The following is a 26,355-nucleotide window of genomic DNA, read 5'->3' as shown; positions in this document are numbered from 1 at the left end:
GCCTCGTCTTGGTTTTCGGATCGATAATCTTTTATCGACCGAACGGCGCCATTTCTTTAGGGGCCTTTGCCGCATCGGGGCGCGATCGGTTGATTTTGCTCAGATTCACAAGCTGTCGCACCTCCGCTGGGGGCAGTCCCAGCAGATCGGCGATCTGCTGGGCCGTCATCCCCTGGCCCAGCAGATCGGCGGCCAGTTTGTAGCGGTCCGGCACGGCGCGGTGGAAGGGGTTGCGGTGCAAGCGTTCGCTGAGGGCCGCCTGCAGCAGGGGCGCCTGGAACGCGGAGCACGGTTCCGCTGCCGGTGTCTCCCGGTGCAGCTGCCGTTCAAGGCGCCGCAGTCGCAGTGCCAGCGTCACGGCGACGCCGACCCCGGCCAGTCCGAGCAGGGCTGCAAGTATGAGCACGATCAGCAATGGCGACATCGGAATCAGCGTACCGGGTGGAGCTGCGCGGCCGCGTCGCCCTGCGCCCGCCTGATGCAGGTCCGCAGTTTGAGCAGTGCCTGGCTGTGCAGCTGTGACACACGTCCCTCGGAGAGTTCCATGACCTCGGCGATCTCTTTCTGGCTGAGTTCTTCATAGTAGAGCAGGGACACGACCAGACGTTCCTTCTCGGTGAGCCGGTCAATCTGACGCGCCAGTTCCTGGGTGAGCTGACTGTTTTCGATCATCTCCACCGGGCACGGGCTGTTCGGATCTTCGATGCTGTCGAGCAGGCTGGGGCCGTCGGCCGTGTCTTCGATTGTCTCGTGCAGGCTGACGCAGCCCAGGTAGCTGACCTCGCCGAGCAGTTGACGGTAGGCGTCAAGGCTCATGTCCATTTCGGTGGCGACCTCCGCTTCCTCCGGCGGACGCCCCAAACGCTTTTCCAGACTTTCGATGGCGTGGCAGACCCGCGATTGTTTCTGGCGCATGGAGCGCGAAAACCAGTCCATGCGGCGAACTTCGTCCAGCACCGCGCCGCGCATGCGCTTCTCGGCAAAGGTTTTGAAAAGCACTCCCATACTGGGTTTGAAGCGGTTGGCAGCGTCGACCAGCCCCACCATGGCGGCGCTGGCAATGTCTTCGCGCGTCATGAAGGCCGGAACCTGGCTGACCATGCGTTCGGTCAGAAAACTCACCATGTGCAGGTGGCTTTTGATCAGACGGTCCTTTTCCTCGGCTCTGACGGGAGCGTAAGCGGGTCCGAGACTCATGGCATGCCCCTTTCGCCGGCGGCCAGCAGACGTTTCCAGAAAAACTGCAGCGTGCCCTTGGGCAGCACATCCGGCGGCGCGTCCATGATGTAGCGGGCAAAGGCGGTGAACGCCTGGCTGGTTTTGCTGCCCGGATACAGCTCGACCATGGGGCTTTGCCGGCGGATCGATTCCCGCAGGCGCTTGTCGAAAGGTATGCAGCCCAGATAATCGATGCTTATGGAAAGGTAGCGGTTGGCCACCGTGGTCAGTTTCTGGTAGACATCGAGCCCTTCTCCGGTGCCGCTTACCGAGTTGACGATCAGTTGAAACTGCTTCTGGTGGTAACGGGTGGAGAGCAGTTTCATCAGGGCGTAGGCATCGGTGATGGCCGTCGGTTCGGGGCTGGCGATGATGATGGTTTCCTGGGCGGCGACGGTGAAGTAGGTGACGTTTTCGGAAATACCCGCCTCGGTATCGATCAGCACCACGTCGAATTCTTCCTGCAGGCCGTCGAGGTCTTCAATCAGGCGCATGCGTTGCCGGGCATCGAGATGCGTGAACTGCTGCACCCCGCTGCCGGCAGGCAGGATCTTGATCCCCCAGGGGCCTTCGACCATGATTTCTTCCAGGCTCTTGAGGCCTTCGAAAAAATGGTTGAGGTTGTAGCGCGGATTGAGGCCGAATACCACGTCGATGTTGGCCAGTCCCAGATCTGCGTCGATGATCAGCACCTTTTTCCCGAGTTGCGCCAGGGCGTAGGCCGTGTTGGCCACCACGGCGGTTTTTCCCACCCCGCCTTTGCCACTGGCCACGGCGATAACGCGCGCCGGCGGCAGGGCGTGGCGGATCCCTTCCGTTTCAGCATGCAGTTCCTTCAGGGAACGCAAGGTTTCAGCCTGATCGGCATGCTCGTATTGCGTGTTCATACGGCCTTCTCTCGGTAACTGCCGGTGATGAAGCCGGTAATGGCTTCGACATCCGCTTCCATGAAATCTTCCGGCACCCGCTGTCCGAAGGTCAGGTAGGACAGGGGCAACTGCCGGGTCAGGGACAGGTTGAGCAGCGCGCCGCACTGCTCGCACTCGTCCAGCTTGGTGAAAACCAGGCTGTGCAGGGGAATGCGGCTGAAACGCTGCACCGTCTCGGCAAGCTCCCGGTCGCGGGTGGTCGCGGATACGACCAGATGGTTTTCCGTTTCGGCCTTGCCCAGAAAGGCGGCCAGTTCGGCGATGCTCATGTCATCGCGGGGGCTGCGTCCGGCGGTGTCGATAAGGATGAGTTCCTTGTCTGCGTGTCGGCTCAGGGCCTGGTGCAGCTGCTCCGGGGTGGTGACCACCTCGACGGGGATATGCATGATTTCCCCATAAACCTTAAGCTGTTCCACGGCGGCGATGCGGTAGGTGTCGATAGTGATCAGGGCCACGCGGCCGACCCCCTTGAGCAATTGTCCGGCGGCCATTTTAGCGATGGTGGTGGTTTTCCCCACCCCGGTGGGGCCGACCAGCGCAACGCGCTTCTGGCGCCCCGGCGCGATGCGGACGGCGCCGCTGACATGGACCAGCCGGCCGATGGCGTCGGACAGAAATTCGCGAATCCCCTGCGGGTCGCCAAGCTGGCGGGGGGAAAGATTCTCCCAGGCATACTGTTCCAGGGTCGCGGCCGCTTCACCGCTGATGCCGAGGCGCTCCAGTTCGTTCTGCAGCAGCCCCATCTCCTGTACCTCGGTTCCGGCTGGCCGTTTCCTTGGCGCGGCTGCCGCGATCGCCGGCCCGGGCGGTGCCGGTTCGGAGGGCCTGGCCAGCTGCCGCACGAGAGCCTTGAGTTCATCGATTTCGTTGCGCACATCCCTGAGACTGTCCTCAGGCTGCCGGGGGACGCTGGCGGCGGTCGCCGGCTTCGGCTGTGGCTGTGTTTCCGGCTGCCGCCACAGATCCTGGTAGCTCAACTCGTCCATCTCCGCCGCCGGTACGATGCCGGGTTTGGCCTGTGGTTCGGAGAAGGACTCGGTATCCGCCGAGTCGATGGCCGCGGTGACCTCGCACAGCGGCTTGCGGAATACTCCCAGCCCGCTCTTGCGCACCGTGCGGGTTGACAGGATCAGGGCATCCGGGCCCAGGGCTTCCTTGACCTTTTTCAGGGCCAGGGCCATGGTTTCGGCTTCAAACACTCTAACCAGCATTGATACTCACCGTTCCTACCGATTGCACCCTGAGGTGAGGGGCGATCTCGTTATGGGACAGGCACACCAGGTTGGGCAGGTAGCGTTCGGTCAAGCGCTTGACATGCGGTCGAATCGTTGGCGGACACAAAAGAACCGGCGTGGAGCCGCCGCCGAGAGACTGCATGACGCCGCCCAGACTCTCCAGAAACGCCTGGGCGGTACCGGGATCAAGGGCCAGATAACTGCCTTCGTTGGTACGATGCACCGATTGTTCGATGGTCTCCTCGAGCTGCTGGTCCAGGGTCATCAATTCCAGCAGTTCGCCGTCCCGGACGTGGCGGCCGCTTATGGCGCGGGCCATGCCCTGGCGCACCTGTTCGGTGAGCAGGTCGGGATCCCTGGTGGCGCTTCCCCAGTCGGCCAGAATCTCCAGGATGGTGCGCAAGTCCCGGATCGAGACCTGTTCGCGAAGCAGATTCTGCAGAACCTTCATAATGCATCCCAGCGGCAGGGGGTTGGGCGTCAACTCTTCAACCAGTTTCGGATAGCTCTTGCCAAGGTTGTCTAGCAAGTTCTGTACCTCTTGGCGGCCGATCAGTTCGTGCGCGTGGCGTTTGATGATTTCCGTGATGTGGGTGGTAATCACGGTATGGCCGTCGACCACCGTGTAACCGGCGATCTGCGCCCGTTCCCTGAGATCCTCGCCGATCCAGGTGGCCGGCAGGCCGAAGGCCGGTTCCGTGGTCGGCACCCCCTTGAGGGTTTCGGTGGCGATCCCCGGATTCATGGCCAGGTGATGATTGGGCAGGATCTCGCCGCCGGCGATGCGCATGTTCTTCAGGAGCACCGCGTATTCGTTGGGTTTGAGCTGCAGGTTGTCCTTGATGTGAATGGGGGGGATGATGAAGCCGAACTCCAGCGCGAACTGTTTGCGGATCGACTTGATGCGTGGCAGCAGTTCGCCGTTCTGGTTGGCGTCCACCAGCGGAATCAGGCCGTAGCCGACCTCCAGTTCCAACAGGTCGACGGACAACATTTCCTCGTAGTTTTCCTCCTTCGCGGCCTGGGGCTGACGTTCTTCCCGGTAACGCTCGATTTCCTGTTCCGCCAGGGATTTCTGAACCCTGTGGGCGGTGAAGGCCAGGCCGGCGGAAATCAGCAGAAAGGGCAGGGTCGGCAGGCCCGGAATCAGGGCGAAGGCCAGCAGGATGCCGGATACCACCCACAGTGCCTGGGGATGAATGGTGAACTGGGATTTGAGGGCACCGCCGAAATCCTCATCGCCGGCGGTGCGGGTGACGAGGATGCCGGCGGCGGTGGAGATGATCAGGGCCGGGATCTGCCCCACCAGGCCGTCGCCAACGGTAAGGATGGTGTAGGTTTCGGCCGCTGCCGCGGCTGGCATGCCCTTTTGCACCACGCCGATGATGAAGCCCGCGCCGATGTTGATCAGGGTGATGATGATGCCGGCAATGGCGTCGCCCTTGACAAATTTGCTGGCGCCGTCCATGGCGCCGTAAAAGGTGGCCTCGGCGGCGATTTCCTTGCGCCGGTCGCGGGCCTGGGTTTCGGACAGCAAGCCGGCATTGAGATCGGCGTCGATCGCCATCTGCTTGCCGGGCATGGCATCCAGGGTGAAGCGGGCCGCCACCTCGGCCACGCGCCCGGCCCCTTTGGTGATGACCATGAAGTTGATGACCACCAGGATGACGAACACCACCACGCCGACCACGTAGTTGCCGCCGACCACGAACTGCCCGAAGGACTGGATGACCGAACCCGCCGCCGCCGGACCCTCGTTGCCCCGCAGCAGAATCAGGCGGGTCGAAGCCACGTTCAGGGACAGGCGGAACAGGGTGGTGGCGAGCAGCACCGAGGGGAACAGAGCAAACTCCAGGGCCTTGTTGGTGTACAGGCAGATGATCAGGATCAGCAGCCCCAGGGTGATGTTGAGTGACAGGAATATGTCCAGCATGAAGGACGGCAGCGGCAGAATCATGACCATCAGAATGGCCACCAGTCCGACCGCCACCATCACGTCGCTGCGCAGCAGCAGGTTTTTCCAGTCCAGTTTTCTGTAGTGATCAAGCATTTGAAACCTATCGGTTGTCGGTTGTCAGTTGTCAGTTGTCAGTTGTCTAACGCCTGTTCAACGTTTTTTAAGTCCGTAAACGTAGGCCAGTATTTCCGCGACCGCAGCAAACATCTCTTCCGGCACCTCCCTGCCGAGTTCGATCTTGAACAGGGCGCGGGCGACGGGTTTGTTTTCCACCAGCGGCACCCTGTGCTCGCGGGCGATTTCGCGGATGCGCATGGCGACGGCGTCGGCGCCCTTGGCCACCACCTGCGGCGCGTTCATGCGGCTGCGATCATAGGCCAGGGCGACGGATAAATGCGTCGGGTTGGTGATGATCACGTCGGCCTTGGGCACCTCCGCCATCATGCGGCGCCGGGCAGCCTGAAACTGCAAAGAGCGGATGCGCGACTTGATCTGCGGATCCCCTTCGCTCTCCTTGTGCTCTTCCTTCTGTTCCTGCTTGGTCATTTTCATTTTCTGTTCCATCTCCCAGCGCACGAACAGAAAGTCGAACAGGGCCAGCAGGATCATGATGCCGCAGGCGCGCAGCAGGATACGTCCGGCCATGCTTGCCAGAAATCCGACGGTATCCCGGATATCCATGTCGACCAGGTCGAGAGCCTGTCCGAATTCCGAGATGATGACCTTGTAGGAGACCACTCCCACCAGCAATACCTTGAGCAGGGATTTGACCACCTCGATGATGGCGCGCCTGGAAAAGATGCGGCTCAGGCCGCTGACCGGGTTGAGCTTCGACAGTTTCGGCGCCATCGGTTCGGTGGTGAACAGCCAGCCGATCTGCAGATAGCTCGACAGGAATCCGACAACCAGGGTGGTTAGCAGAACCGGCGCCAGAAGCCGGGCCATCTGCCCGGCAATGCGGCCGAACAGCATCACGGTTGCCACCGGCGTGACTTCGAAATCGCCGGCAATGCTCCACAAGTGACCAAGAATGCCTTGCAGGGAACGCCAGAAACGCGGGGCGTAAAACATCCACAGCAGCAGCATGCCAGTCATCAGGGCGGCAGTATGGACTTCTCTGCTTTGCGCCACCTGGCCTTTTTTGCGGAAATCCGTGCGCCGCTTGGCTGTGGCCTGTTCCGTGCGTTCCTGATCCGAATCCGCCAAGAGTGTCTCTCCGCCGTTAAAGCAGGTTCAGCAAGGTGTGAAAACGCTCCGGCAGAGCGGCGAATTCCCGATTCAGCATCACCGCCAGCAGTTGCAGTGTCAGGCCGATGGAAATGAACGAGACGCCGATATTGACCGGAAAGGACAGCATGAAAACGTTGAGTTGCTGAAAAATGCGCGCCATCAGGCCGAGGGCCAGTCCCGACAGCAGCAGCACGACAAGCACCGGAGCGCTGAATCTGACCGCCAGAACAAACATCTCGCCGGTCAGGCGCGACAGGAACAGCGCGGCTTCGCCCCCCAGGTTCATCTCTCCGGCGGGGAGCAGTCGGTAGGAATCGGCGATCAGCCGCAGAAACAGGTGATGGATATCGAAAGCCAGGAAAATGAGAATCGCAAACACGTTCTGGAATTGCGAAATCAGGGATATCTGATTCTGGCTCGTCGGATCGAACACGTTGGCGGCGGCAAAGCCCATCTGATAACCGATGATGGCGCCGCCAAACTCCACCGCGATGAAGACCAGGCGGGCGATGTAGCCGATCATGAAACCGACCAGGGCTTCCCGGGCCAGCAGCAGGCCGAGGCCGACAGGGGCCAGAGGGGTGGCGGGGAGCAGCCGCGGCAGTACCGGAAACACCACCATGGCGATGGTCACGGCAAGTGCCACTCTTATCCGCATCGGCACCTGGGCGCTTCCGAATACCGGCAGGGCGCTGAACAGGGCGGCGACCCGGGCCGCGCACACCAGAAAAGCCTGGAGGGTTTCGAGGGGAAGCAGTTCGATGCGCATCAGCCGCCCAGGGTCGGGATCTGGTTGAAAATATCCCGGGTAAAGGACACCAGCACACGGATCATCCAGGGGGAGCAGATCAGCAGGGTCACAAACACCGCGACGATTTTGGGGATGAAGGTCATGGTCTGCTCGTTGATCTGGGTTGCCGCCTGAAAAACGCTTACCAGCAGACCGACCAGCATGCCGGCCAGAAGCAGCGGCGCGGAGAGCATCAGGACCGTTTCAATGGCCTGGCGGCCGAGGGATATGGCGAATTCCGGGGACATGCAAGTTGATCCTTCCTGGCGTATCCTGGGCCGGTTTCCATCCGCGGCGTGCGGATGCAACCGGATCAAAGCATGTGAAAGCTCTGCACCAGGGAACCGACGATAAGGGTCCAGCCATCGACCAGAACAAACAGCAACAGTTTGAAAGGCAGGGAGATGATGACCGGCGGAAGCATCATCATGCCCATGGACATCAGTACCGAAGCCACGATCATGTCGATGACCAGAAACGGGATATACACCATGAAGCCGATCTGGAAGGCGCGCTTGAGTTCGGACAGCATGAAGGCCGGTATCAGCGTCAGGGTGGGCACTTCCTGCTGGTTGGCCGGATCCGGATGGCCGGAAATCTCCATCAGCAGTTCAAGTTCCTTTTCCGAGGTCTGGGCGAACATGAAGCGGCGCATCGGCCCCACGGCCAGATTCAGGGCCTGTTTCTGGTCGATTTTCTGCGCCAGGTAGGGTTGCACGGCCTGCGCGTTGATCTGGTTGAAAACCGGCGCCATGATGAAAAAGGTCAGAAACAGCGCCAGCCCGATGATGATCTGATTGGGCGGCATCTGCTGGGTGCCCATCGCCTGCCGCAGAAAAGACAGCACGATGGCCAGGCGCACGAATGCGGTGGTCATCAGCAGAATGGCCGGCGCCACCGACAGTACCGTCATGATCAGCAGAATCTGCATCAGCGTCGACGGTGGTGGCTGACCGCCGGCCTGGCCGATGCCGATGCTGATGGCCGGCAAAGGGTCGGCGAGCGCGGCGCCGGCCAGCGACAGCAGCAACGCTGTCAGCAGGGCGACATGTTTCATGGCCGCTCCTTCAGACGCTTGCGCAGCATTTGAGAAAAGATTTGGTTTTCGGCGCCATCGACAGGCTCATCGCCATCCGGCAGGGGGGCGTCGTTCAGCAGGCAGATGCGCTCCGCCGTGACGCCAAGCAATAGCTCCCGGTCTCGCACCTGCACCAGATACAGGTATTTTTTTGGGCCCAGAGGGCGGGTTTCACGGATTCGGATCACGCCGGAGCGACCGCCGGTCGGCCAGCGCAGCCAGCGCTGGGCGGCGGCATACAGCAGCAGAATCAGTGCCATCACCACGGCCAGCCCGGCCCACATCCGCAACCCTCCGGCGGCGGGCAGCGCCGCCGTTTCTCCCGCTTGTGCAACAAGCGGCAGCGTCAGAATCATCAGACAGGCGAAGCGCAGGCTCATCCGAGATTCTCCAGGCGCTCGGCGGGGCTCACCACGTCTGTCAGGCGCAGCCCGTAGCGGTCCTTGACCATGACCGCCTCGCCGCGGGCGATAAGCCGGGAATTGACATACAGGTCCAGCGGTTCGCCGGCCAGTTTGTCCAGCTCGATAATGCTGCCTTCCTGCAGTTGCAGCAGATCCTTGATGGGCATGCGGGTGGAGCCGATCTCGACGGAAACCTCCAAAGGGATGTCGAGCAGAAATCCTAGGTCGCGGATTTCCGTGGAAGTCGGCGGATTGTTGTTCTGGACTTTTTCTTCGGTAGGCATGGTGTCCTCGCTAGGGAATCTTGGTCGGAATAGGGGGGCGCTGGATGCGGCCGGTGATGCACACCGCCTTCATCCCCTGATGGGTGCCGGCCATGGCCTGGAATTTGGGCTGTCCGGCGGCGCGGATCTGCAAAGGGCTGGATGGTGCGCAGCCCAGATCGAGGATGTCCCCCACCTGAAAATTGAGGATGTCCCGTACCGTCAGATTGAGGCTTGCCAGCCGGGCGGTGAGTTCGACATCCATCAGCTGGATCTCCTGCTCCAGCATCGCCTGCCAGGGGCGGTCCTGGCTTTCGGGAAATACCGCCGTGCGGGCGCGCATCTTTTCCTTCAGCGGGTCGAGCATCGCCATGGGCAGCACCAGGATAATCTCGTCTTCGAGATTCTGTCCGCTGACGACGAAGCGCGCCGCCAGCACCGAAGCGTCGCCGGGAACGATATTGATCAGCCGTGTCGAGCTTTCGATTTTGACCAGCGTGCTTTCGAGCTTCTCCACCGGAGAAAAGGTTTTGTTCAGATCCAGACAGGCATCGGCGATGGTGTTGCGCAAAACGTTGGACTCGATGACGGTCAGGGGGCGGCCCGGCAGGCTCAGCTCCACGTCCGGCGCGCCGCCCAGCAGGTACTCCAGCAGGTAAAACGACAGCCGCTCCCGGAAGATGATCACGCCGCGCCAGCGCAGGGGATCGAGACGGATGACTCCCAGCGCGTCACGGCCGGCGAGCTGCTGCAGAAAGGCGTCGTATTCATAGACTTCCATGATGCCGCGGCGTACGCCGATACTGCGTTGCAGACGGTTGGTGAGGGAAATGCCGAGGTGCCGCGCCATGGTGTCGAGAATCAGATCGAAATTCTCAATCTTGCAATGCCGCGGCCCCTGCAAGGCGACCAGGTTCAGGCTGGACACTTCGCGCCGGGTCTGGGCGGGCGCATCCGGTTCTTCATCGCGCAGCGGGATTTCCCCGTCATGCACTGCCGACAGCAGTTCGGCGATTTCCTCTTTGGAAAGAATACGTTCCACGCATCGCCCCTTACTGAACGACGAATTCGGTGAAATAGATCTTCTGGACCTTGCCTTTGCGGAAAAAGCTGTTGATTCTGGACAAAAGCTCAGCTCGCAGTTGCAGCTTGCCTTGCAGATCCGACATTTCACTAAAGGTTTTGTTGCTCATCAACAGCAGAATCGCGTCGCGAATCTGGGGCATGCGCTCGCCGGCCTCCTTCATGGCCAGCTCGCTGTCCACCTCCAGGGTGATGGCCGCCTTGAGGTAGCGGGTGCCTTCGACATCGAGGATGTTTACGATGAACGGCTCGATCTCCACCATCAGGCCGCTCAGCACCTTGGTGCCTGCATTCGGTGCGGTCTCGGTACCAACCTCCGATGGCGGCTCCGCCGCCGGCGTGCTGGCCCTGCCCATCATATAGGCGGCCACACCGATAGCGGCCAGCAGCAGTAGGCCGAGGACGCCGATGAGGATGAGGTTCTTGCTGTTTTTTCCGGAAACCGGGCCGTCTTGCTGAAAATCCTTTTCCGCCATGATGCGTGTCCTTGCAGGTTAAAATGGAAGTTGATCCGCCGCGTCGATCAGGTAAGGGAGTTTATCCTGGTACTGGTTGAGGTTTTCCAGAACGAACTCCACCCGTCGATTGAGAGCTTTTTGCTCGTTGCCAAGGTTGGGAGCCACCGGCCGCCGGTCCCCGTAACCGACCGCCGACAGGCGGTCCAGTGGCAGAAGGTCTTCGGCGGCGAAAAATTTAAGGACCGTCACCGCACGCTGTACCGAGATGTCCCAGTTGGTGACGGCCGGATCGGAGGGCGGCTGGTCGTCGGTGTGTCCTTCGATGCGCAGCAGCAGCGGCAGCGGCTGGACCAGGCCGGCGATTTCCCGCAGGACCGGGCCGGCTTCCGGCCGCAGGGTAGTGCTGCCGGCTTCGAACAGGATGGCGTCCTTGACGCGCAGGATGACGGCTCCCCGGTCCTGCACCAGGTCGATATCCCGGTCGATGCGCAGGCGGGTCAGCATGGCCTGTACCCGGTTGTAAAGCCGGCTCACGTAATCGTCATCCATCGGCGCGTAGCTGATGACCTGCGGCTTGTTGATTTCGCTGACGCTGGAACTCTGCAGGAACCCGAAGGCGCCTTTCAGCGATCCCAGGGCGTCAAAGAATTTGCGCTTGTCCAGATTCGCCATGGACAGCAGCAGCACGAAGAAGGTCAGCAGCAGGGTCACCATATCGCTGTAGGTCACCATCCAGGCAGGAGCGCCCGCCGGCTGTTTTTTCTGTTTTTTTCGCGCCATGATTATTTCTTTTTGCCGAAGTGGGATTGACGGTCCCTGGGTGCCACGAAGGCGTGCAGGCGATGTTCCAGAACCCGCGGGTTCTCTCCCTCGAGAATGGAGCGCATGCCTTCGGCAATCAGGGTTTTGTCCAGGACCTCTTCCGCCGAGCGGTTCTTGAGCTTGCCGGACACCGGCAGGCAGATGATGTTGGCGATGACCGAGCCGTAGAAGGTGGTCAGTAGCGCCACCGCCATGGCCGGCCCGATGGTCGAGGGGTCGTTCATGGTCTGCAGCATCTGCACCAGGCCGATCAGGGTGCCGATCATGCCCATCGCCGGGGCGTAGGTGCCCATGGCCACCATGATCTCCGAGCCCCGGTCGTGGCGCTCCTCCAGATACTCGATCTCCCGGTCGAGCATCTCCTTGAGTTTTTCCGGTTCCTGGCCGTCGACGGCCATCTGCAGACCTTTGAGGAAAAACGGATCATCGACCTCCTTGGTCACCGATTGCAGGGAAAGGATCCCCTCCTTGCGGGCCTTGCCGGCGTAATTGATGATCTGGGCGATGCGATCCGTCGACGAGAAACGGTGGGTAAAAAAGGCTTTTTTGACAACCGAAACGGTGCCCATCATGTCCTTGAAGGTGTAGTGCACCAGGGTGGTGCCGATGGTGCCGCCGATAACGATCATGGCCGAAGGGGGATCGATGAACAGGGTGACGCCTCCGCCGGAGGCAATGGCCAGAATCATGAGGATGAAAGCCGCCGCGATACCGGCGATGGTTGAGAAGTCCATGGTGTCCCCCGGTGAAGTAAATATGAATCCGGGCGCTGCCTGCCGCTGGCCGGCCAGTTCGCCGAATGTGTCACGGGGGCTTTTCGCAAGGAGCGTGCCAGCTGCTGAAAGCCGTTTGTCCGGGTGGATTGGTGGAGCAAAAACGTTGATTTATTAAATATTTAAAGGTTCTTTATTCCAGTATGATGGGTTTTTTCGCGAAACCGGTGCAGAAGTCGGCCACGCAAGTGGTCTGCGCAAGCCGGTTTTGTCAGGATTTTGACGATGAGAACCGTCGCCCCCGGCGCATCCCCGGGCATCGATCCGGGCGGTCGCTTTGAAGCATAGGCGGGGTGTACGGGTCAGATTCATGACCCGAATGACGATGCCGACCGTCAGGGCGATAAAAACAGGAGCAGGTCCCGGGGTTGCCTTTACCCCGCGCCGATCATGGTGGGCACCCTGTTGCGATCACGATTTTTGCCGGACCGGGATCATGCCGCACCGGATTCAAGGATCGCGAAACGCCGAAACTTGACGCGCGTCAAATGTCTCGCGGTCGATTTCGGCTATGATGGGCTTAAAACGGCGGAACCATAACAGCCTGTGACGCCTCTTTCCGGAAACATTCAGACGAAAGGCAACGCCATGAAAATCGTTGATGTCAAAACGGCAGCTCTTGTCGAGAATCCGCACCGCGTAAAAGTCAGCAAACTGCATGATTCGGAACACGCCCAGGTCATGCACATTACCCTCGAACCGGGCGAGTCCCTGAAAAAACACATTACCCCCGTCGACGTGGTTTTTTATGTTCTGGAAGGGCGCGGGGTGGTGGAGATCGGGGATGAGAAGCAGGAGGTCGGGCGCGATACCCTGATCGACAGCCCGGCGAAGATACCCCATTGCTGGTACAACCAGGGCACCTCGGTTCTCAGGATTCTGGTCGCCAAAATACCCCGTCCGACGGAATCGACCCGGCTGCTGTAAGTATCATCGCCTTGTCCATACGGGAAATCCCGCCGCGCGAAAAGGCAAGTTTTGCGAAATACCAAAGTGGTGTAAAAAACCGAAGACCCGCCAGGTTATCCCGGCGGGTCTTCGCTGTTCTGTCGCATGTTAATGCCGGCTGGAGCGGCAGGTTTTTATTCAGCATGTCGCGGGTGTTCACCCGGAAATCGGGGTTGGACACAGCGCGGTTTTTTGATGGTGGAAGGGCCGTATCCGTAACAAAACTAATCGGCTTCCATGTCGGTGCTCCAGACTTCCCAGACCCTGCCGACAAGATCCGGTCCGGGCTTGAGGGTCAGTTTGCCAGGTTTCCAGCCCGAAGGCGTCGCCTCGGCACCGTCCGTCGCCCTGACCAGCTGAAATGCCTGAATCTGCCGCAGGGTTTCGGCGACATTCCGGCCGACGGGCGGACTCAGGACTTCGTAGCCCTGAATGATGCCATCCGGGTCGATGATGAACCTGCCCCGGTTTTCCACGCCGGCATCCTCGTTGTAGGCGCCATACGCGGTTCCGACTTTGCCTCCGGCGTCCGAAAGCATATGAAAAGGAACGCCGCCGTCCACCATTTTCGACAACTCCTTGTCGTTCCACATCTTGTGGACAAAAACGCTGTCGATGCTCATGGTCAGCACTTCAACGCCAAGATCCTGAAATTTTTTGTAATTAGCGGCGACCGCCGCTATTTCCGTCGCTCAGACAAAGGTGAAGTCCCCCGGGTAAAGGCACAGTACGACCCATTTCCCGAGAAAATCGGACAGCTTTACAGAAGTGAAATCGCCCTTGTAATAGGCCGGGGCGCTGAAGTCAGGGGCCGCCTTGCCGAGCTGAATGGTCATGCGCATTACCTCCTTCGCCTGTTGTGTCACCTCGTTTTTTTCGGTGGATTCCGTCTGGCCGACCAGGCCGCCGGTCGGCCGGGCACATCCTGCCTTGGGCTTATCGGTCATAAGCTGCCTCCTCTGCTGGTGTTTGCCGATGTTTCTTGGCTGCTGCTAAAAGACTATCACCCATGGTGGAACTCGCAGCTATCTGTTGAAAATTTTCCGTATACATTCTGTTTCAACCCCGCTGCCGCCACACGTTCGGCAGCCTCCGGGAGACTTGATTCCAGCGATTTTGAAGCTGCCGTGGTTGATCTTCATCGGGTTGCGGACGGTGGTGACCAGGGGGTGGCGCCGGTCATGATCCTGCCACGGCCCTCCGTTTGTAACTAATGGAAAAATATTAAGGAAATAGTGTTAATTGTTGACTTGAATTTGACACTCGTCCGGCCTGGGCTATCATTAAAACATTGCCCGCAGGGGGGCGTATCGCGGATATCAGGATTATTGATTGCCAGCAAAAGGAGGAGCGATCTCTATGGCCGGTAAATTCGAATTGAAAAAGGCGAAGGATGGTCAGTTCATGTTTAATCTCAAGGCTGCCAATGGTCAGGTCATATTGACCAGTGAGCGCTACAAGGCAAAACCCAGTGCGGAAAACGGAATCGAATCGGTACGCAAAAACGCCCTTCGCGAAGGCGCTTTCGAAAGATTGGAAAATGCCCGAGGGGAACCCTATTTCATCCTGAAAGCGACTAACGGCCAGGAAATTGGCCGTAGTGAATACTACTCTTCCAAAACAAGCATGGAAAACGGCATCGAATCGGTCAAGAAGAATGCCCCTGAAGCCAGGATCGAGGATTTGACCGGGTAAAGCTTCTTCAGAGCGAGGTGAAGCCTGCCTCCTTCCTCTGGGCCGGAGGCGGGCTTTCCTGATGTCCAAAAAGGGCGCGATGTGGCTTTCTCTGGCTGTTATGCGCTTTGCCCGATGCGATATTGCCTGCAACATTGTGCATGTTTGGGCGCTTTTTCTTTTTTGGAGCAGCATGACCAGCCCGCCACAAAGCGCCAGTGTGCCGTCCGGAAGCTGTAGGGGCGACAGTATCTCCTGATAGAGAATCCATCCTGACACAGACCCCTCGGCTGTTTTCTTTTATCGGTATCAGAAATTAAGGTTTTTGTTTTCTCAAAGGAATTCAGAAATTCGCTGCGATATCGAGTTTCAGCGCATGGCTGGTGGCGCCGCCGCTACTCTGCAGATCGCAGTTATAACCGAGACCGACCTGCAGTCTTTCGGACAGCCGGGCCCCGAGCGACACGCCGAGCAGCAGGTTGTCCGAGGCGAGATCCCGGCCGGGCGTGTCGAAGCGCCCGCCGCCGCCCGCCAGGGTCGCCGACAGATCCTCGGTTTGGCGGTCGAACTCGTGCCGCCACTCGGCCCGCAGTTCCGGCAGCAGCCGCCACCGGGACAGATCGACGGGACGGCTGAGACGCATTCCCACCAGGCTCCGCAGCGAGTCGTTGTGCCGCGTGCCGACCTTTAGATCGGCGCTGTCGGCGCCCTTCTCCCGGAAACTCTCCTCACGCAGGTGGACGAAGCTCAGTCCCGCCGTCGGATCGAGGATCCAGTTCCCCAGATTCAGGCGATAACCGCCGCCGATCGCGGCGCCGTACAGCGTGCCGTCATGGTCGCTTTTGGCGGTCCGCGAGGCAAAGGGGATGCTCCGGTCGGCGTCCAGCTGAACCAGGCCGCCGCCCAAGACAGCGTTCAGATGCCAACCGCTTATGCCGGACTCCCGCCAGGCGGCGTAGATATAGCCCTGCTGGCTGTCGCTCTCGCCGTCGTCGCGGGAGTGCCGGGCTTCGTAGCGGTTTTCGGCCATGGCCACCGCCGCTCCCAGGGTCAGTCCCCCGGCGGTCCGTTCCACGCCCAGCATCAGGCCGTACAGGTCGGCCTGCAGGGCGTCGTAGGCGCCGTCCCGACGGTAGCCGGCGTCCCGCCCGAGCAGTTCCAGCCAGCCGGTCCATGTCCCGGGTTTCGCATCGGCATCGACTTGCCGCAGGTGCCGGCCGAGATCGGCCAGCCGCGCCTGGGCTTCGTCCAGCACCAGCACGCTGGCCGCGCCGTGAATGCGGGGGGTCAAACTCTCCAGGTTGGCATTCAATGCGTCCCGGCTCAGGGCCAGATCGAGGGAATCGAGCAGATCGGCGAAGTCACTCTCGGCGGCCGCTCTTTCACTGTCCAACACGGCCGCCAGATCCCGGTTGTGCGAGTTCGCCAGACTGGCGTAGCTGTTGCGCGTCACCTCCAGGCTCAGGCTGTCCGCCGCGCTTTGCAGGTCGAAGCTCAGGATGGCCGCGCCGGCCAGAGTGTTGAAGCCGCCGATGACAGAGCCGGCCTCCAGAAAGGTGTAGCTGCCGCCGGTGGCGTAGCTGTCCGGCAGAAGCAGCAGAGTGCCGGCCAGGGCGGCGGTACCGGTGACGGTCAGCCGGTCGGCGACACCGTCGCCGATCTCGATTTCCAGCGTGCCGTCCGCGGCCTGGGTGAAATCCCCGTCGATGGTCAGATGGCCGACGGAGGCGCCCGGCGCCACTCTCCCCCGGCTGTTCACGTCGCCGGTCAAGGAGCCGTTGCCGCCGAGGATGCCGCCGCCGAGAACCGTGGTTTGTCCGGCCAGTGCGCCATCGACTCCCAGTCGCCCGAACATCACCTGTATCGAATCGAAGGCGGAGTCGCCGCTCAAAGACCAGTCCTCGCCCATCATCATCAGATTTTCAGCTCCGATGAAGCGTGTCTCCTCGCTGCCGGTGCCGAGCAAACCCACCAAATCCGATGTCCCCGATAAAAAAACGGAGCCGATAAGATTCGAACCCGTGTCCAGGATCAGCTCGGTATTTCCTGACGCGTAGACAGAGGCGATCGCGCCGCTGATGGTGCCGGAGTTGAGAATCACCGCTTCCTCCAGGGACCGGACGCCAATGCTCATACCGGCCTCCAGATCCGGATCGTCGTAAGAAGCCTTCGCCTCGATGACACCGCTGTTACTCAATAGGGCGGGACCGCCGCTGAGCAGCACCCCGATGGCATAATGGGCGGCGTAGGCGTTAATGGTGCCGCTGTTGATAATGCTCACGGACTTGCGGCTGTCGCCCCAGACGCCATATGCAATGTTTCGTTGACTGTCCCAGACGCGGGCCGTAATTTCACCGCTGTTGTGAATTTCCAAGGGATTGCCGCCATTGGCCGCCCAGATGCCGAAGGCCATTGCCTGATCCGACTCGGCGGTGGCGAGCGCCGTCATGCTCCCGCTGTTGTCCAGCAGACCACCCTGCAGGCAGACGGCGTAGGCGATTGCCTGTTGGTTATCACTTGAGGCAACTCCCTCGATGCCTCCCTCATTGATCACCTGCCCCGCGGGGCCGCCCCAAAGATAGATGCCGCGAGCTGTTGCCAATTCATCCACACCGCGCGATTCGGCGGCAATCGTGCCGCGATTGAGGACACTACCGGCGGCGCTGCCCCAGAGATCGATTCCGTGGGCATTGATGGTCCCCCCGGCGATCCAGGGAACGGCTATGAGGTTTTGATTGTTTTCCACGGCAAGGTTCGCACCTTCCCAAGGGGTGGTGATAAGATAGGTCCCTTCCAGATTGACAGCCGCCGATGTGTAGCGGATATTCATGTATCCGCCGTTGCCCCACTCGCTGCCCCAGCTGTTTCGCAAGATCCAGCTCCCCATTCCGCCATCGGCTGACTCGTCGTTCCAGCCCACCAGAGCAATGGCATGGTTAGTAGCCGTGTAATAAGGAACGGTATCCCTGACGGTTGAATTGGTATTCTCGAAAATGTCGCCGGAATAGGCAGCAAAAGCATTGTCGACCAGCACGGCGGCATCGATCGCACCGATCCGATAAAGGATGCGTTTGGTGGTCTCGATATCATTGGGCGGAATGCGATACCAATCGAGAAAGCTGTTCCGTGCAGCGTCCCAGTGCACATCAGGACCGGGATCAGCGGTGACATAGGGAAAAACCGATTCCAACGGAACGCCGTACTCGGTCAAGGCCGTCAGTTCTTCGTAATCGTAGTTTGCTCCGCCACAACCGTCAAAACCGTCATACAGCGGACTCAAACTCCAAACGATGAAGGCTTCCGACAGATCGATGGCCTGATCGTCATACCGCCCATGGGTCCGGTTCCAGGTACTTTCCGCCGCTGCCAATGCCCCGAAGCTGTAACAGCTGCCGCAAGCACCCTGATCCCGGATCGGTCCGATATAGCTGTGACCGTCGATGTTTCTCAGGTCGAAGGAGGACGGAAGGTCGAGTCCCCAGGCGACTCCGATGAAAAGAAAGAAGCCGAACAGGCAGGTGAGCAGGCTAAATCTCATCATGGCTCCGGAATTACTGATACGATAACGTTATTACTTAGTTTTCATCCGGAAACGGCCCTTTTCCGTCGTGACGGCGTCAATCCGCAGGCTTGCTTGTGCGGCGTACCGATGTACGCCTCCGCGCAACCCCTTGATTTCCTTACCATAACGAAAAATTGCTCGTTTCCCATATGAAAACTACGCTGTATCCATCCGGAGTTTCCGGATGGATACTACTTGACAGTCAGCGGAAGTTCGGCGGTACCGACATAGAAAACGATGATCTCGGCCGTTTCCATGCCTTCGTTTTTGCCGTAGTGCCACTTGTCCACCACCTCGATGATCGGGTCCCCGGCCTGCATGTGAAGGGTTTCGTTTTTTTCGGTGACGACGGTCAGCTCGCCCTTGGTCAGAACTCCGGCATTGATCACCGGATGCTTGTGCAGCGGCAGGGTGGTGCCAGGGGGAATCTGGATGCGCAGGATGGTCAATTGCGGTTGTCCATCGGGATAAGCCGGCAGCGGGGTCCCATCCCAACTGGCGCTCCCGCGGACCAGGGTTTCGACCGCGACTCCGGGACTGTCAAGCGCGAAGGCAGGACAGGAAAGGGCCGCAAATAACATCAGGGCCGTGAACAGTCTAATCATGGTTTTCCTCCCGTTACTCACCGCACTCTTCCACACATTCCAAGGTCACCATATCCAGTCTGTTCACCAGGCAAAAAACCAGAAAGTTGGCGAAAACCCCGATCAGCAGTCCGTCGAACCCGCCGGGAGTGCCAAGCAGATGATTCCAGCCGAAGACCCCGACAAGCCCGGCCGCTGCACCACAGATAAAGGCCCGGGGGGTGGATTTGAACCCCAGCAGGGTGGCGGCCAGCGGCACCAGAATGATCGGCGACCAGAAGTTATAGGCAAACAGCAGTATATCGAGCAGGCTCTGAATGCGGATGGCGATGATGATCGCCAGGGAACCGGTGATCAGGGTCGCCAGCCGCGCCCAGAGCAGGCCGGTGCGGTCGCTCAGTTTCTCCTTTCGCAGGGGATTGACGATATCGTTGACGAAAGCCACGGAAGCGCTGTTGAGAAAGGAATCGGCCGATGACATGACAACCGCCAGAATGCCGGCGATGACCAGGCCGCGCATGCCGATCGGCAGAACGCCCTCGACGACGAAGGGAATTGCCAGGTTGGGATTGAGGTCGGGTTTGAGAACCAGCGCGACCAGGCCGATGCCGCCGGAAATGGCGAAAAACGGCACCGAAAAGAGCCCGCTCCAGAGCGTGCCCCGGGAGATGGCCTTGATGTCGCGGCTGATGAACAGCCGCCGCACGTAGGGAGGGACCAGGGTTTCGCCCAGCACGAAGGTCAGGAACAGGGAACCGAACTGGACCGGCGTCATGTTGCTGAAAAATTCTAAATGGCCGTCCGGCACCTGCGCCAGAAGCTCGCCCGGACCGCCCAGTTGCTTGATCCCCAAAAACAGCACCAGGGGCATGCCGATGGCCAGCACCCCGAACTGCAGCACATCCGTGGCAACCACCGCCCGCATGCCGCCGATGGTGTCGTACAGGATGATGATGCCCATGCCGATCATGATGCCGGTCGGCACCGACAGTCCCAGAAACAGATTGAAAAGGTATCCCATACCCCCGATCTGGGCACCCAGAATGCCGGCGCACAACAGCACGGAAAAAATTCCCGTGATGAACTTGCCGGTTTTACCGTAGTCGACCTCCATCACGTCGCCCACGGAGATCGCCTTGGGAAAGCGGCCCGATCTGGGAGCGATGAAGCGGGCCACCAGCACTTCCTTGAGACTGAAACCCCAAAGTGCCACGATATTGACGATACCGATGGTGAAGACCTTTTCGGCATTCCCCATGGTGAAACCGCCGCCGATGAAGGAGGCGGACAAGGTCGCGGCGATGATCGGGGCGGTATAGTTGCGGCCGGCCACCGCATACTCCTCCAGATCGTTCACCCGCCTTCCTGCCCAGAGGCCGACGCCCAGGACGCATCCCAGATAGAGAATGATGGTCACCTGGTCAATCATCGTGAGATCAAGCATGGAAGTTTTCTCCCTCCCCGTCTTAAGGGGTGCAAGTTAATATGAATCCGGGCGTTGCCTGCCGCCGGCCAGTTCGCCGAATGTGTCACGGGGGGGGTCGCAAGGAGTGTGCCAGCTGCTGACAGCCTTTTGCCTGGGTGGACTGGCGGAGAAAAAATGCCTACTTATTAAATATTTAAAGGTATTTTACACCGGCATGATGGTTTTTTTTAGCGCAACCGGTGCTGAAGTCGGCCTCGCTAGCGGGCTGCGCAACCCGGTTTTGCCATAATGTTGACGATCGAATTGAAAAGGGCGAAGGACGGTCAATTAATGTTCAATTGCCAGGGCGGTGCATTGTTACACCACTTAGGTTGGGCTCTAACATTGACTGGATAGCAATGTCCCCATTGGTTCTCCTTTGGTTCCTCATGCGGCGCTGGGCGGGGTATGACCGCAGCCGGGGGTCGAAATTCCTGGTCCTGTTACAGCTCGAAAAGATTCTCGACCTGGTCGGCCGGGTGTGCCCGATCTTGACCTGTGACGAGCCGCTTAGGTCTTTGGGGCGCTCTTTTCTGCCAGCATTCCCGCCGTGAGAGCGGTAATGGGAATGGTGGCAATGAGCCCGACGCTGCCGGCCAGGGCCCGGACGATTTCCGCGGCGAGGTTGTCGCGTCCGATGATTTCGTTCAGGGGGATATCGTAGGTGGTGAACAAAAGCAGCAGGTTGAGGCTGCTGCCGACATAGGCAAGTATCAGGGTGTTCGACATGGTGCCCATGATGTCCCGCCCGACATTCATGCCCGCACTCACCAGGCTGCCCGTCGCCATGCCGGGGTTGGTGGTCCTGATTTCGTGGATGGACGAGGATATGGAAATACCCACATCCATAACGGCTCCCATGGCGCCGATGATGATGCCCGCGAACAGCAGTCCCCTGAAATCGAGGTTGCGGCTATAGAGGATCAAATGGATGGCTTCGTCGTTGCCCAGGCCGGTGAGGTGGGCCATGGAACCGATGGCAAAGGCCAGCAAGCCCGCGACGCCTATGCCGCCGCTGGTTCCGATAATGGCGGCCAGGGTCTTGTGGTTGAAGCCGCTTACGAACAGCAGGGCCATGACGGTGATGACCTCGCAGGTCAGGATGGCGACCAGGGCCGGGTTGTATCCCGCCAGGATCAGGGGTAGCAGCACCTTGAGGATGAGCAGGACCGTCACCGACAGGGTGACGATCGTTTTCAGGCCTTTTCGACCGCCGACGATGACCAGACTGCCGAGAAATATGGCCGCCAGGTAAAACAGCGCCACCTTGTCTTGCAGCAGTCGGTCCGTGATGAAATGATTGGCCAGCCACCGGATGGCCAGCAATACGCCGGCCAGGTAGACCCAGGCCATGCCTTTTTTGCGCCACATCGGTCCATCTCCTCCTTTGAATCCATGCCATCAGAATGAAACGTCGCCGACGCCCGGCAGGGCCGGCCCATCTTTTCCAGCTGCACTTTGTCCGGCGCGGCGACCTTTGGCCGCCTGAGCGGCCGCCGCTCGGGCCTTGCCCAGCCAGAATTCCAGCAAGCGGGTATTGGCCGTGGTGGTTTCGAGGGTGAGGTTGAAGTCCTCGCAGAATCGACGCGCTCCGGCCAGCAGCGCCTGTCGGTCGCCCACGCCGGTGTCGATGAAGAGCCCCCGCCGGTAATGGGTGAACAGACGCCGCGCCATGGCCATGGGGTCCTTGCCGTGGCGGGCGAGGCGGTCCAGGTTGAGAGCCTCGATCACCATCTGGGCGCTTACCTCGGCGTAGCCGGGCGGCATGAACCAGGTGCCGGCCTCGCGGCGGATTTCCTCGGCGTGGCGCTGCGGGGTCAGCAGCAACGAGATGCAGTCGTCGATTTGCGGCAGGATGACGGGCACGTCGAATTCACGCTCCAAGCCGCGCAGGGAGCGGCAGAAGCCGTAGCCGAGGAAGATCGCGTCCACCAGGGGCGCCAGGGCGCGGATCTCCGCCTTGAGCCGCTGCCGCATGTTTTGCGGATGGTTGTGCAGGGCGGCTTCGAGGTAGATGACCCGGCTCACCTCCGGTAGCGGCGCCAGCAGGCGCTCGAGTTCGGGCTTGAGGGCGGTGCAGGCAATGACGCCCAGCCGCATGGGCTCTTCTCGTGGTTCGCTGTCCATTGCCGGGATCAGAAGCCGAGGCATTTCACGAAAACCCGGTCGAAGTCCGGAAAATTGGCCAGTTCGATGACTTCGACAGCCGAGACCAGGGCGGTCATTTCATTGCGCAGGTTTTGGTTGAGCAGCAGGGCCTGGCCACCGGTTTTCGAGGTGTTGCCGACGAAGTCGACTCTGCCGGCGAATTCCCTGGGCAGCAGCCCGAGGTTGAGCAGGCTTTGTTCCTGCAGATGGTAGCCGAAGGAACCGGCGATCAGCACCCGGTCCACCTGCACGGCAGCTATGCCGCTGTTCTGCAGCAAGAATTCGATGCCGGCCCGGATCGCTCCCTTGGCCAGCTGCACCTGGCGGATATCCTTCTGCGAAAGAAACACGTCTTCAGTCACCTGAAAGGCAGTTTTGCCTTCGCGCGGGACCAGCCTTTCCAGGAGGGAAACGGGCAGGTGGGGCGCACGGTCGGGGGCGAGGAACCGGCCGTTGCCGCCGATGACGCCGTGCGCGACCAGCTCGCCGACGATATCGAGCAGACCGCTGCCGCACAGGCCGGTCGCTCTGGCGTTGCCGATAGTGCGGATGGTCAGGCTGCCGTCACCGTCCACGGCGAAGTATTCCACGGCGCCCCGGCTGGCACGCATGCCGCAGGAGATGTTCATGCCTTCGAAGGCGGGTCCGGCAGCGGTGGAGGTGGCGCGCAGTTCGCCGTTGCGGGCCAGGATCATCTCGCCGTTGGTGCCGATGTCCACCAGCAGGGTGGTGCCTTCGCGCCGATGGAGGCCGGTGGCAACAATGCCGGAAGTCAGGTCGGCTCCGACATAGCCAGAGATGACTGGCGGCAGGTAGATCAGGCCGCTGTCCGCAATATGCAGCCCCTGCCCTGCGGCGGTCACATGCTGGCTGCCACGCAGGAGCGGGGTGTAGGGGTAGCGCCCCAGGGAAGCGGGGCTGGTGCCGGTGGCCAGGTGAAGCATGCAGGTGTTGCCGCTGTAGACAATCTCGTAGATGTGGCGGCTGTCCAGCCCCGACTGCCGCGACAGGTCCGCGGTCAGCCGGTTGATCTCCTCGACCAGGTCCGCGTGCATGGTCTGCAGGCCGGTTTCTTCGGAGGCGAAGTGGATGCGCGAGAGCACGTCCTGAGCCTGGCGGCTCTGGGGGTTGAGGGCCGCGGCTGTGGCGATTTCCCGTCCGCTGGTAAGATCGACGAGGGCGGCAACCAAGGTGGTGGTGCCGATGTCGACCACCATGCCGGCATGATGGGGGCGCGTGTCCCCCGCCTCGGTGGCCAGCAGCCGTTCCCCTGCGAACACGCTGGTGGCCTGCTTTTCTTCCAGGTAGACCTTGCGGATGCAGGGGGCCAGCTCGATGGCGCCGGCCTCGCCGTGGCTCAGCACCTGGAGGGTGTCGTGCTGTTCGCCGGTCGGGATTTCCACGGTGACGTCGCCATGCACCTCCGCCTGGCAGGACAGAATCTCGACCGGGCCGGCGGCGCCGTGGGGGGCGGGGCGGGCGCCCCGGATGTTCACCTGCCACAATGATTCGACATCAAGGCGCACCGTGCATTTGCCGCAGGTGCCGACCCCGTTGCAGGGCGATTCGAGCATGACGCCTGCCCGGCGGGCTGCCTCGAGAATGGTGGTGCCCGGGGCGACGGCCACGGACTGCAGGCCGGGGAGAAAACGGACGGTAAACATGGTGTTCCTGTCCTCGCGTCAGGCCGCCGAACGGTGCCGGCGCACCGTTTCGGATACGGCCTGCAGGTTTTTCATGGGGGTTCCGGGGCCGATGCCGCAGGCCGGAGCCAGGATGTCGACGCCATGCTTCAGGCATTGCCCGCTGACCCTGGCCAGCTTTTCCGGTGTGCCGCGCTCCAGCAGAAAGGTGCTGATGTTACCCATGGTCACCTTGCCGGGCGCGAGGCTCCGAAGCTGGGGGATGCCGACCACCGAATCGACGCTGACGGCCGCGGCGCTCAACTGCCGCAGGGCGGTGCCCAGGCTCTTGACATCGCCGCAGATGTGCACGATGGTTGGCCGGGCGTGGCGCCGGCGGAAGTGGTCCGCCATGCGGTTGAGACAGGGCAGCACGAATTCCTCGAAGGCGCGGCGCCCGATCAGTTCGCCGGTGGCGCTCGGGTCGGCGATGCAGACCAGGTCCGCGCCCGCCTCCACGAGGGCATCCCCCAGCGCCAGGGTGTTTTCCACCGCGCGCTCGTTGAGGGCGTGGGCGGCCTGCTGGTCGCGGCGCATGGCGCGGTAGTACAACAGCGGATCGACCAGGGAGGTCGCCAGGCTGACCGGGCCGCTCAGGTTGGCGATGATCGGCACGTCGGGCGCCCGCTCCTTGAGCAGGCCGACGGCCTCGGCGCAGACCTTGGCCCGGCCCCGGGTGACGTCGATCGCGCCGAGGCGGTCCAACTGCGTCAGGTTGTCCATGACGTAGGCGGTCACGCGCGGTTCGCTGTTTTTGCCGCCCATATCCACCGTGGCGCCCATGGCTTCGGCCTCTACCGTCATGCAGAAGGGCAGGCCGAGGTTTTCGACGCCGCTCAGACGGTTGGCGCCGAGGGTGAGTTCAGCCATTCTGGCCGGGTCGCTGTGCGCCTCGGGCCAGAAGGTTTCCACTGCGTGCATCACCTCGGTGACGACCATGGTCATCATGCCGCCGGGGCAGATGAAGGGCGCGCCGTCCACCGCCCGGCCGGCCAGCGTATTGATCAGGCGTTCTTTCTGGGTCATGGTGTCTCCTCTTTCCGGTGGCTCAGCTGCGCCAGCGCAGCAGCTTCTTCTCGATCATTTCAAAGAAAAACGTGATTGCCGTGACGACCATGCCGATGAAGATGATGCCGGCCACCACCCGGGGATAATCCGCGAAATCGGAGAAGTACTTGACGTACCAGCCCAGCCCCGAGGAGGAGCCGATCATCTCCGCGGCCGTGAGCAGAATGAAGGAAAATACCAGACCGAGGGTGGCGCCGCTGATGATGGCCGGCAGGATGGCCGGCAGGATGATGCGGAACAGCAGGGTTTTCTCCCTGACGTTGAGCACCCTGGCGGAATCGATGATCTTCGGTTCAATGTTGAAGGTGCCGTTCAGGGTATTGATGAAGATCGGCCAGAACGCCCCGATGAAGATGATGAAAATCGAGGAACATTTGAAGGTCGGAAAGATGGCGATGGAATAGGGAATGTAGACGATGGGCGGAATCGGCCCCAGCACCTTGGTCATGGGGTTGACCACGGCAAACAGCCGCTTGCGCCAGCCGATGAGCAGCGCCAGGGGGATGGCCGTGACCAGCGCCAGGCTGAATCCCGCGCCCAGCAGTTGCAGAGAGCTGGCCAGGCATTTCATGAACATGGGTATTTCCTCGATGAACACCGCGATGACCTTGCCCGGCACGGGGAAGATGAGCCGTTCGAAAAGATCCAGTTTGCTCGTGGTCAATTCCCAGAGGATGATCCCGGCCAGGACGATGGCCGTGAGGTCCGTGGCGGATCTTCTTTTCATTTCGCTGCGGGCCCGGCAAAGAACCGATGCGCCGTACAGGGCCTCCACGAACAGCAGAAATCCGGCCAGATGCCAGGTGTGGATGTCGGCGACCGGGCGTTTGCCCGGCACGGCCATCAGCAGCAACGCGATGCCGAACAGGATGTTGGCATGGTTCAGCAGGTGCGCGCATGCCTGCCGGGACCGGTCTTTTTGCAGCTCTTGCTCCTGCGGCTCCTTCCGAGGGATGTCGATGTTTCTGGCTGTGTTATCCATGT

General features: G+C 60.9%; 26 protein-coding genes. 2 read left to right on the top strand and 24 right to left on the bottom strand.

From position 1 onward, the window contains the following. Positions 1–31: 31 nt before the first annotated feature. The 15 genes from A6070_RS15410 to A6070_RS09750 form a co-directional block, all read right to left on the bottom strand. Positions 32–424, bottom strand: coding sequence for a hypothetical protein (locus A6070_RS15410; protein ID WP_072285589.1), 393 nt, complete (start codon positions 422–424; stop codon positions 32–34). Positions 425–429: 5 nt separating this feature from the next. After that, positions 430–1,197: a FliA/WhiG family RNA polymerase sigma factor gene (locus tag A6070_RS09815; RefSeq protein WP_072285588.1), complete on the bottom strand. Its 768-nt coding sequence runs from the start codon at positions 1,195–1,197 to the stop codon at positions 430–432. Continuing rightward, complete coding sequence (locus A6070_RS09810; RefSeq protein WP_072285587.1) at positions 1,194–2,105, bottom strand: MinD/ParA family protein; 912 nt, start codon at positions 2,103–2,105, stop codon at positions 1,194–1,196. Before A6070_RS09810 ends, A6070_RS09815 begins: the two co-directional genes overlap by 4 nt. Further along, positions 2,102–3,358 carry a flagellar biosynthesis protein FlhF gene (gene flhF, locus A6070_RS09805; RefSeq protein ID WP_072285586.1) on the bottom strand — a complete coding sequence of 419 codons (1,257 nt, stop codon included), beginning with the start codon at positions 3,356–3,358 and terminating at the stop codon, positions 2,102–2,104. Before flhF ends, A6070_RS09810 begins: the two co-directional genes overlap by 4 nt. Next, entirely contained in the window at positions 3,348–5,432 is a 2,085-nt protein-coding gene (gene flhA, locus A6070_RS09800) for a flagellar biosynthesis protein FlhA (RefSeq protein WP_072285585.1), read from the bottom strand. Before flhA ends, flhF begins: the two co-directional genes overlap by 11 nt. 57 nt (positions 5,433–5,489) lie before the next feature. Continuing rightward, positions 5,490–6,545, bottom strand: coding sequence for a flagellar biosynthesis protein FlhB (flhB, locus tag A6070_RS09795; protein ID WP_072285584.1), 1,056 nt, complete (start codon positions 6,543–6,545; stop codon positions 5,490–5,492). Between the two features lie 16 nt (positions 6,546–6,561). Beyond that, the gene (fliR, locus tag A6070_RS09790; RefSeq protein WP_072285583.1) at positions 6,562–7,338 is read right to left on the bottom strand and encodes a flagellar biosynthetic protein FliR; all 777 of its coding nucleotides are present in this window, start codon (positions 7,336–7,338) and stop codon (positions 6,562–6,564) included. Continuing rightward, positions 7,338–7,607, bottom strand: a complete 270-nt coding sequence (fliQ, locus tag A6070_RS09785) for a flagellar biosynthesis protein FliQ (RefSeq protein WP_072285582.1) — start codon at positions 7,605–7,607, stop codon at positions 7,338–7,340. Before fliQ ends, fliR begins: the two co-directional genes overlap by 1 nt. 65 nt (positions 7,608–7,672) lie before the next feature. Beyond that, positions 7,673–8,416, bottom strand: a complete 744-nt coding sequence (gene fliP / locus A6070_RS09780; RefSeq protein WP_072285581.1) for a flagellar type III secretion system pore protein FliP — start codon at positions 8,414–8,416, stop codon at positions 7,673–7,675. Further along, positions 8,413–8,817 carry a flagellar biosynthetic protein FliO gene (gene fliO, locus A6070_RS09775; protein WP_072285580.1) on the bottom strand — a complete coding sequence of 135 codons (405 nt, stop codon included), beginning with the start codon at positions 8,815–8,817 and terminating at the stop codon, positions 8,413–8,415. Before fliO ends, fliP begins: the two co-directional genes overlap by 4 nt. After that, positions 8,814–9,125, bottom strand: a complete 312-nt coding sequence (gene fliN / locus A6070_RS09770; RefSeq protein WP_072285579.1) for a flagellar motor switch protein FliN — start codon at positions 9,123–9,125, stop codon at positions 8,814–8,816. The genes fliO and fliN overlap by 4 nt, the downstream gene beginning before the upstream one ends. A gap of 10 nt (positions 9,126–9,135) precedes the next feature. Next, positions 9,136–10,146 (bottom strand): flagellar motor switch protein FliM, encoded by a 1,011-nt coding sequence (locus A6070_RS09765; RefSeq protein WP_072285578.1) that lies wholly within the window; start codon positions 10,144–10,146, stop codon positions 9,136–9,138. A 10-nt stretch (positions 10,147–10,156) separates the two neighbouring features. Next, positions 10,157–10,663 carry a flagellar basal body-associated FliL family protein gene (locus A6070_RS09760; protein WP_072285577.1) on the bottom strand — a complete coding sequence of 169 codons (507 nt, stop codon included), beginning with the start codon at positions 10,661–10,663 and terminating at the stop codon, positions 10,157–10,159. Between the two features lie 18 nt (positions 10,664–10,681). Continuing rightward, on the bottom strand, positions 10,682–11,425 hold the full coding sequence (locus tag A6070_RS09755; RefSeq protein ID WP_072285576.1) for an OmpA/MotB family protein: 744 nt from the start codon (positions 11,423–11,425) through the stop codon (positions 10,682–10,684). Between the two features lie 2 nt (positions 11,426–11,427). After that, positions 11,428–12,201 carry a motility protein A gene (locus A6070_RS09750; RefSeq protein ID WP_072285575.1) on the bottom strand — a complete coding sequence of 258 codons (774 nt, stop codon included), beginning with the start codon at positions 12,199–12,201 and terminating at the stop codon, positions 11,428–11,430. A 627-nt stretch (positions 12,202–12,828) separates the two neighbouring features. Here A6070_RS09750 and A6070_RS09745 point away from each other — a divergent pair. Beyond that, positions 12,829–13,167: a cupin domain-containing protein gene (locus tag A6070_RS09745; RefSeq protein ID WP_072285574.1), complete on the top strand. Its 339-nt coding sequence runs from the start codon at positions 12,829–12,831 to the stop codon at positions 13,165–13,167. Positions 13,168–13,412: 245 nt separating this feature from the next. On the opposite strand, the gene prxU is transcribed toward A6070_RS09745, so the two are convergent. Continuing rightward, a complete protein-coding gene (gene prxU, locus A6070_RS16150; RefSeq protein ID WP_235605444.1) occupies positions 13,413–14,135 on the bottom strand; it encodes a thioredoxin-dependent peroxiredoxin in 723 nt (240 codons plus the stop codon). A gap of 412 nt (positions 14,136–14,547) precedes the next feature. Between prxU and A6070_RS09730 the strand changes: the two genes are divergently transcribed. Next, positions 14,548–14,883 carry a YegP family protein gene (locus tag A6070_RS09730; RefSeq protein ID WP_072285571.1) on the top strand — a complete coding sequence of 112 codons (336 nt, stop codon included), beginning with the start codon at positions 14,548–14,550 and terminating at the stop codon, positions 14,881–14,883. Positions 14,884–15,205: 322 nt separating this feature from the next. On the opposite strand, the gene A6070_RS09725 is transcribed toward A6070_RS09730, so the two are convergent. From A6070_RS09725 to A6070_RS09690, 8 genes are all read right to left on the bottom strand, one after another. After that, positions 15,206–18,403: an autotransporter domain-containing protein gene (locus A6070_RS09725; protein ID WP_235605443.1), complete on the bottom strand. Its 3,198-nt coding sequence runs from the start codon at positions 18,401–18,403 to the stop codon at positions 15,206–15,208. A 212-nt stretch (positions 18,404–18,615) separates the two neighbouring features. Next, positions 18,616–19,029: a cupin domain-containing protein gene (locus tag A6070_RS09720; RefSeq protein ID WP_072285569.1), complete on the bottom strand. Its 414-nt coding sequence runs from the start codon at positions 19,027–19,029 to the stop codon at positions 18,616–18,618. Positions 19,030–19,042: 13 nt separating this feature from the next. After that, positions 19,043–20,452 (bottom strand): sodium:solute symporter family protein, encoded by a 1,410-nt coding sequence (locus A6070_RS09715; RefSeq protein WP_083558421.1) that lies wholly within the window; start codon positions 20,450–20,452, stop codon positions 19,043–19,045. A gap of 531 nt (positions 20,453–20,983) precedes the next feature. Beyond that, entirely contained in the window at positions 20,984–21,844 is an 861-nt protein-coding gene (locus A6070_RS09710; RefSeq protein WP_072502073.1) for a YibE/F family protein, read from the bottom strand. 30 nt (positions 21,845–21,874) lie between these two features. After that, complete coding sequence (locus A6070_RS09705; RefSeq protein ID WP_072285567.1) at positions 21,875–22,573, bottom strand: DUF1638 domain-containing protein; 699 nt, start codon at positions 22,571–22,573, stop codon at positions 21,875–21,877. A gap of 35 nt (positions 22,574–22,608) precedes the next feature. Then, positions 22,609–24,285, bottom strand: coding sequence for an ASKHA domain-containing protein (locus A6070_RS09700; protein WP_072285566.1), 1,677 nt, complete (start codon positions 24,283–24,285; stop codon positions 22,609–22,611). Positions 24,286–24,303: 18 nt separating this feature from the next. Further along, complete coding sequence (locus A6070_RS09695; RefSeq protein WP_072285565.1) at positions 24,304–25,329, bottom strand: uroporphyrinogen decarboxylase family protein; 1,026 nt, start codon at positions 25,327–25,329, stop codon at positions 24,304–24,306. Positions 25,330–25,351: 22 nt separating this feature from the next. Next, on the bottom strand, positions 25,352–26,353 hold the full coding sequence (locus A6070_RS09690) for an ABC transporter permease (protein ID WP_083558419.1): 1,002 nt from the start codon (positions 26,351–26,353) through the stop codon (positions 25,352–25,354). Between the last annotated feature and the right edge of the window lie 2 nt (positions 26,354–26,355).

It is taken from the genome of Syntrophotalea acetylenica (assembly GCF_001888165.1).
GTDB lineage: Bacteria > Desulfobacterota > Desulfuromonadia > Desulfuromonadales > Syntrophotaleaceae > Syntrophotalea > Syntrophotalea acetylenica.
This window is presented reverse-complemented; position numbering and strand designations above follow the sequence as displayed.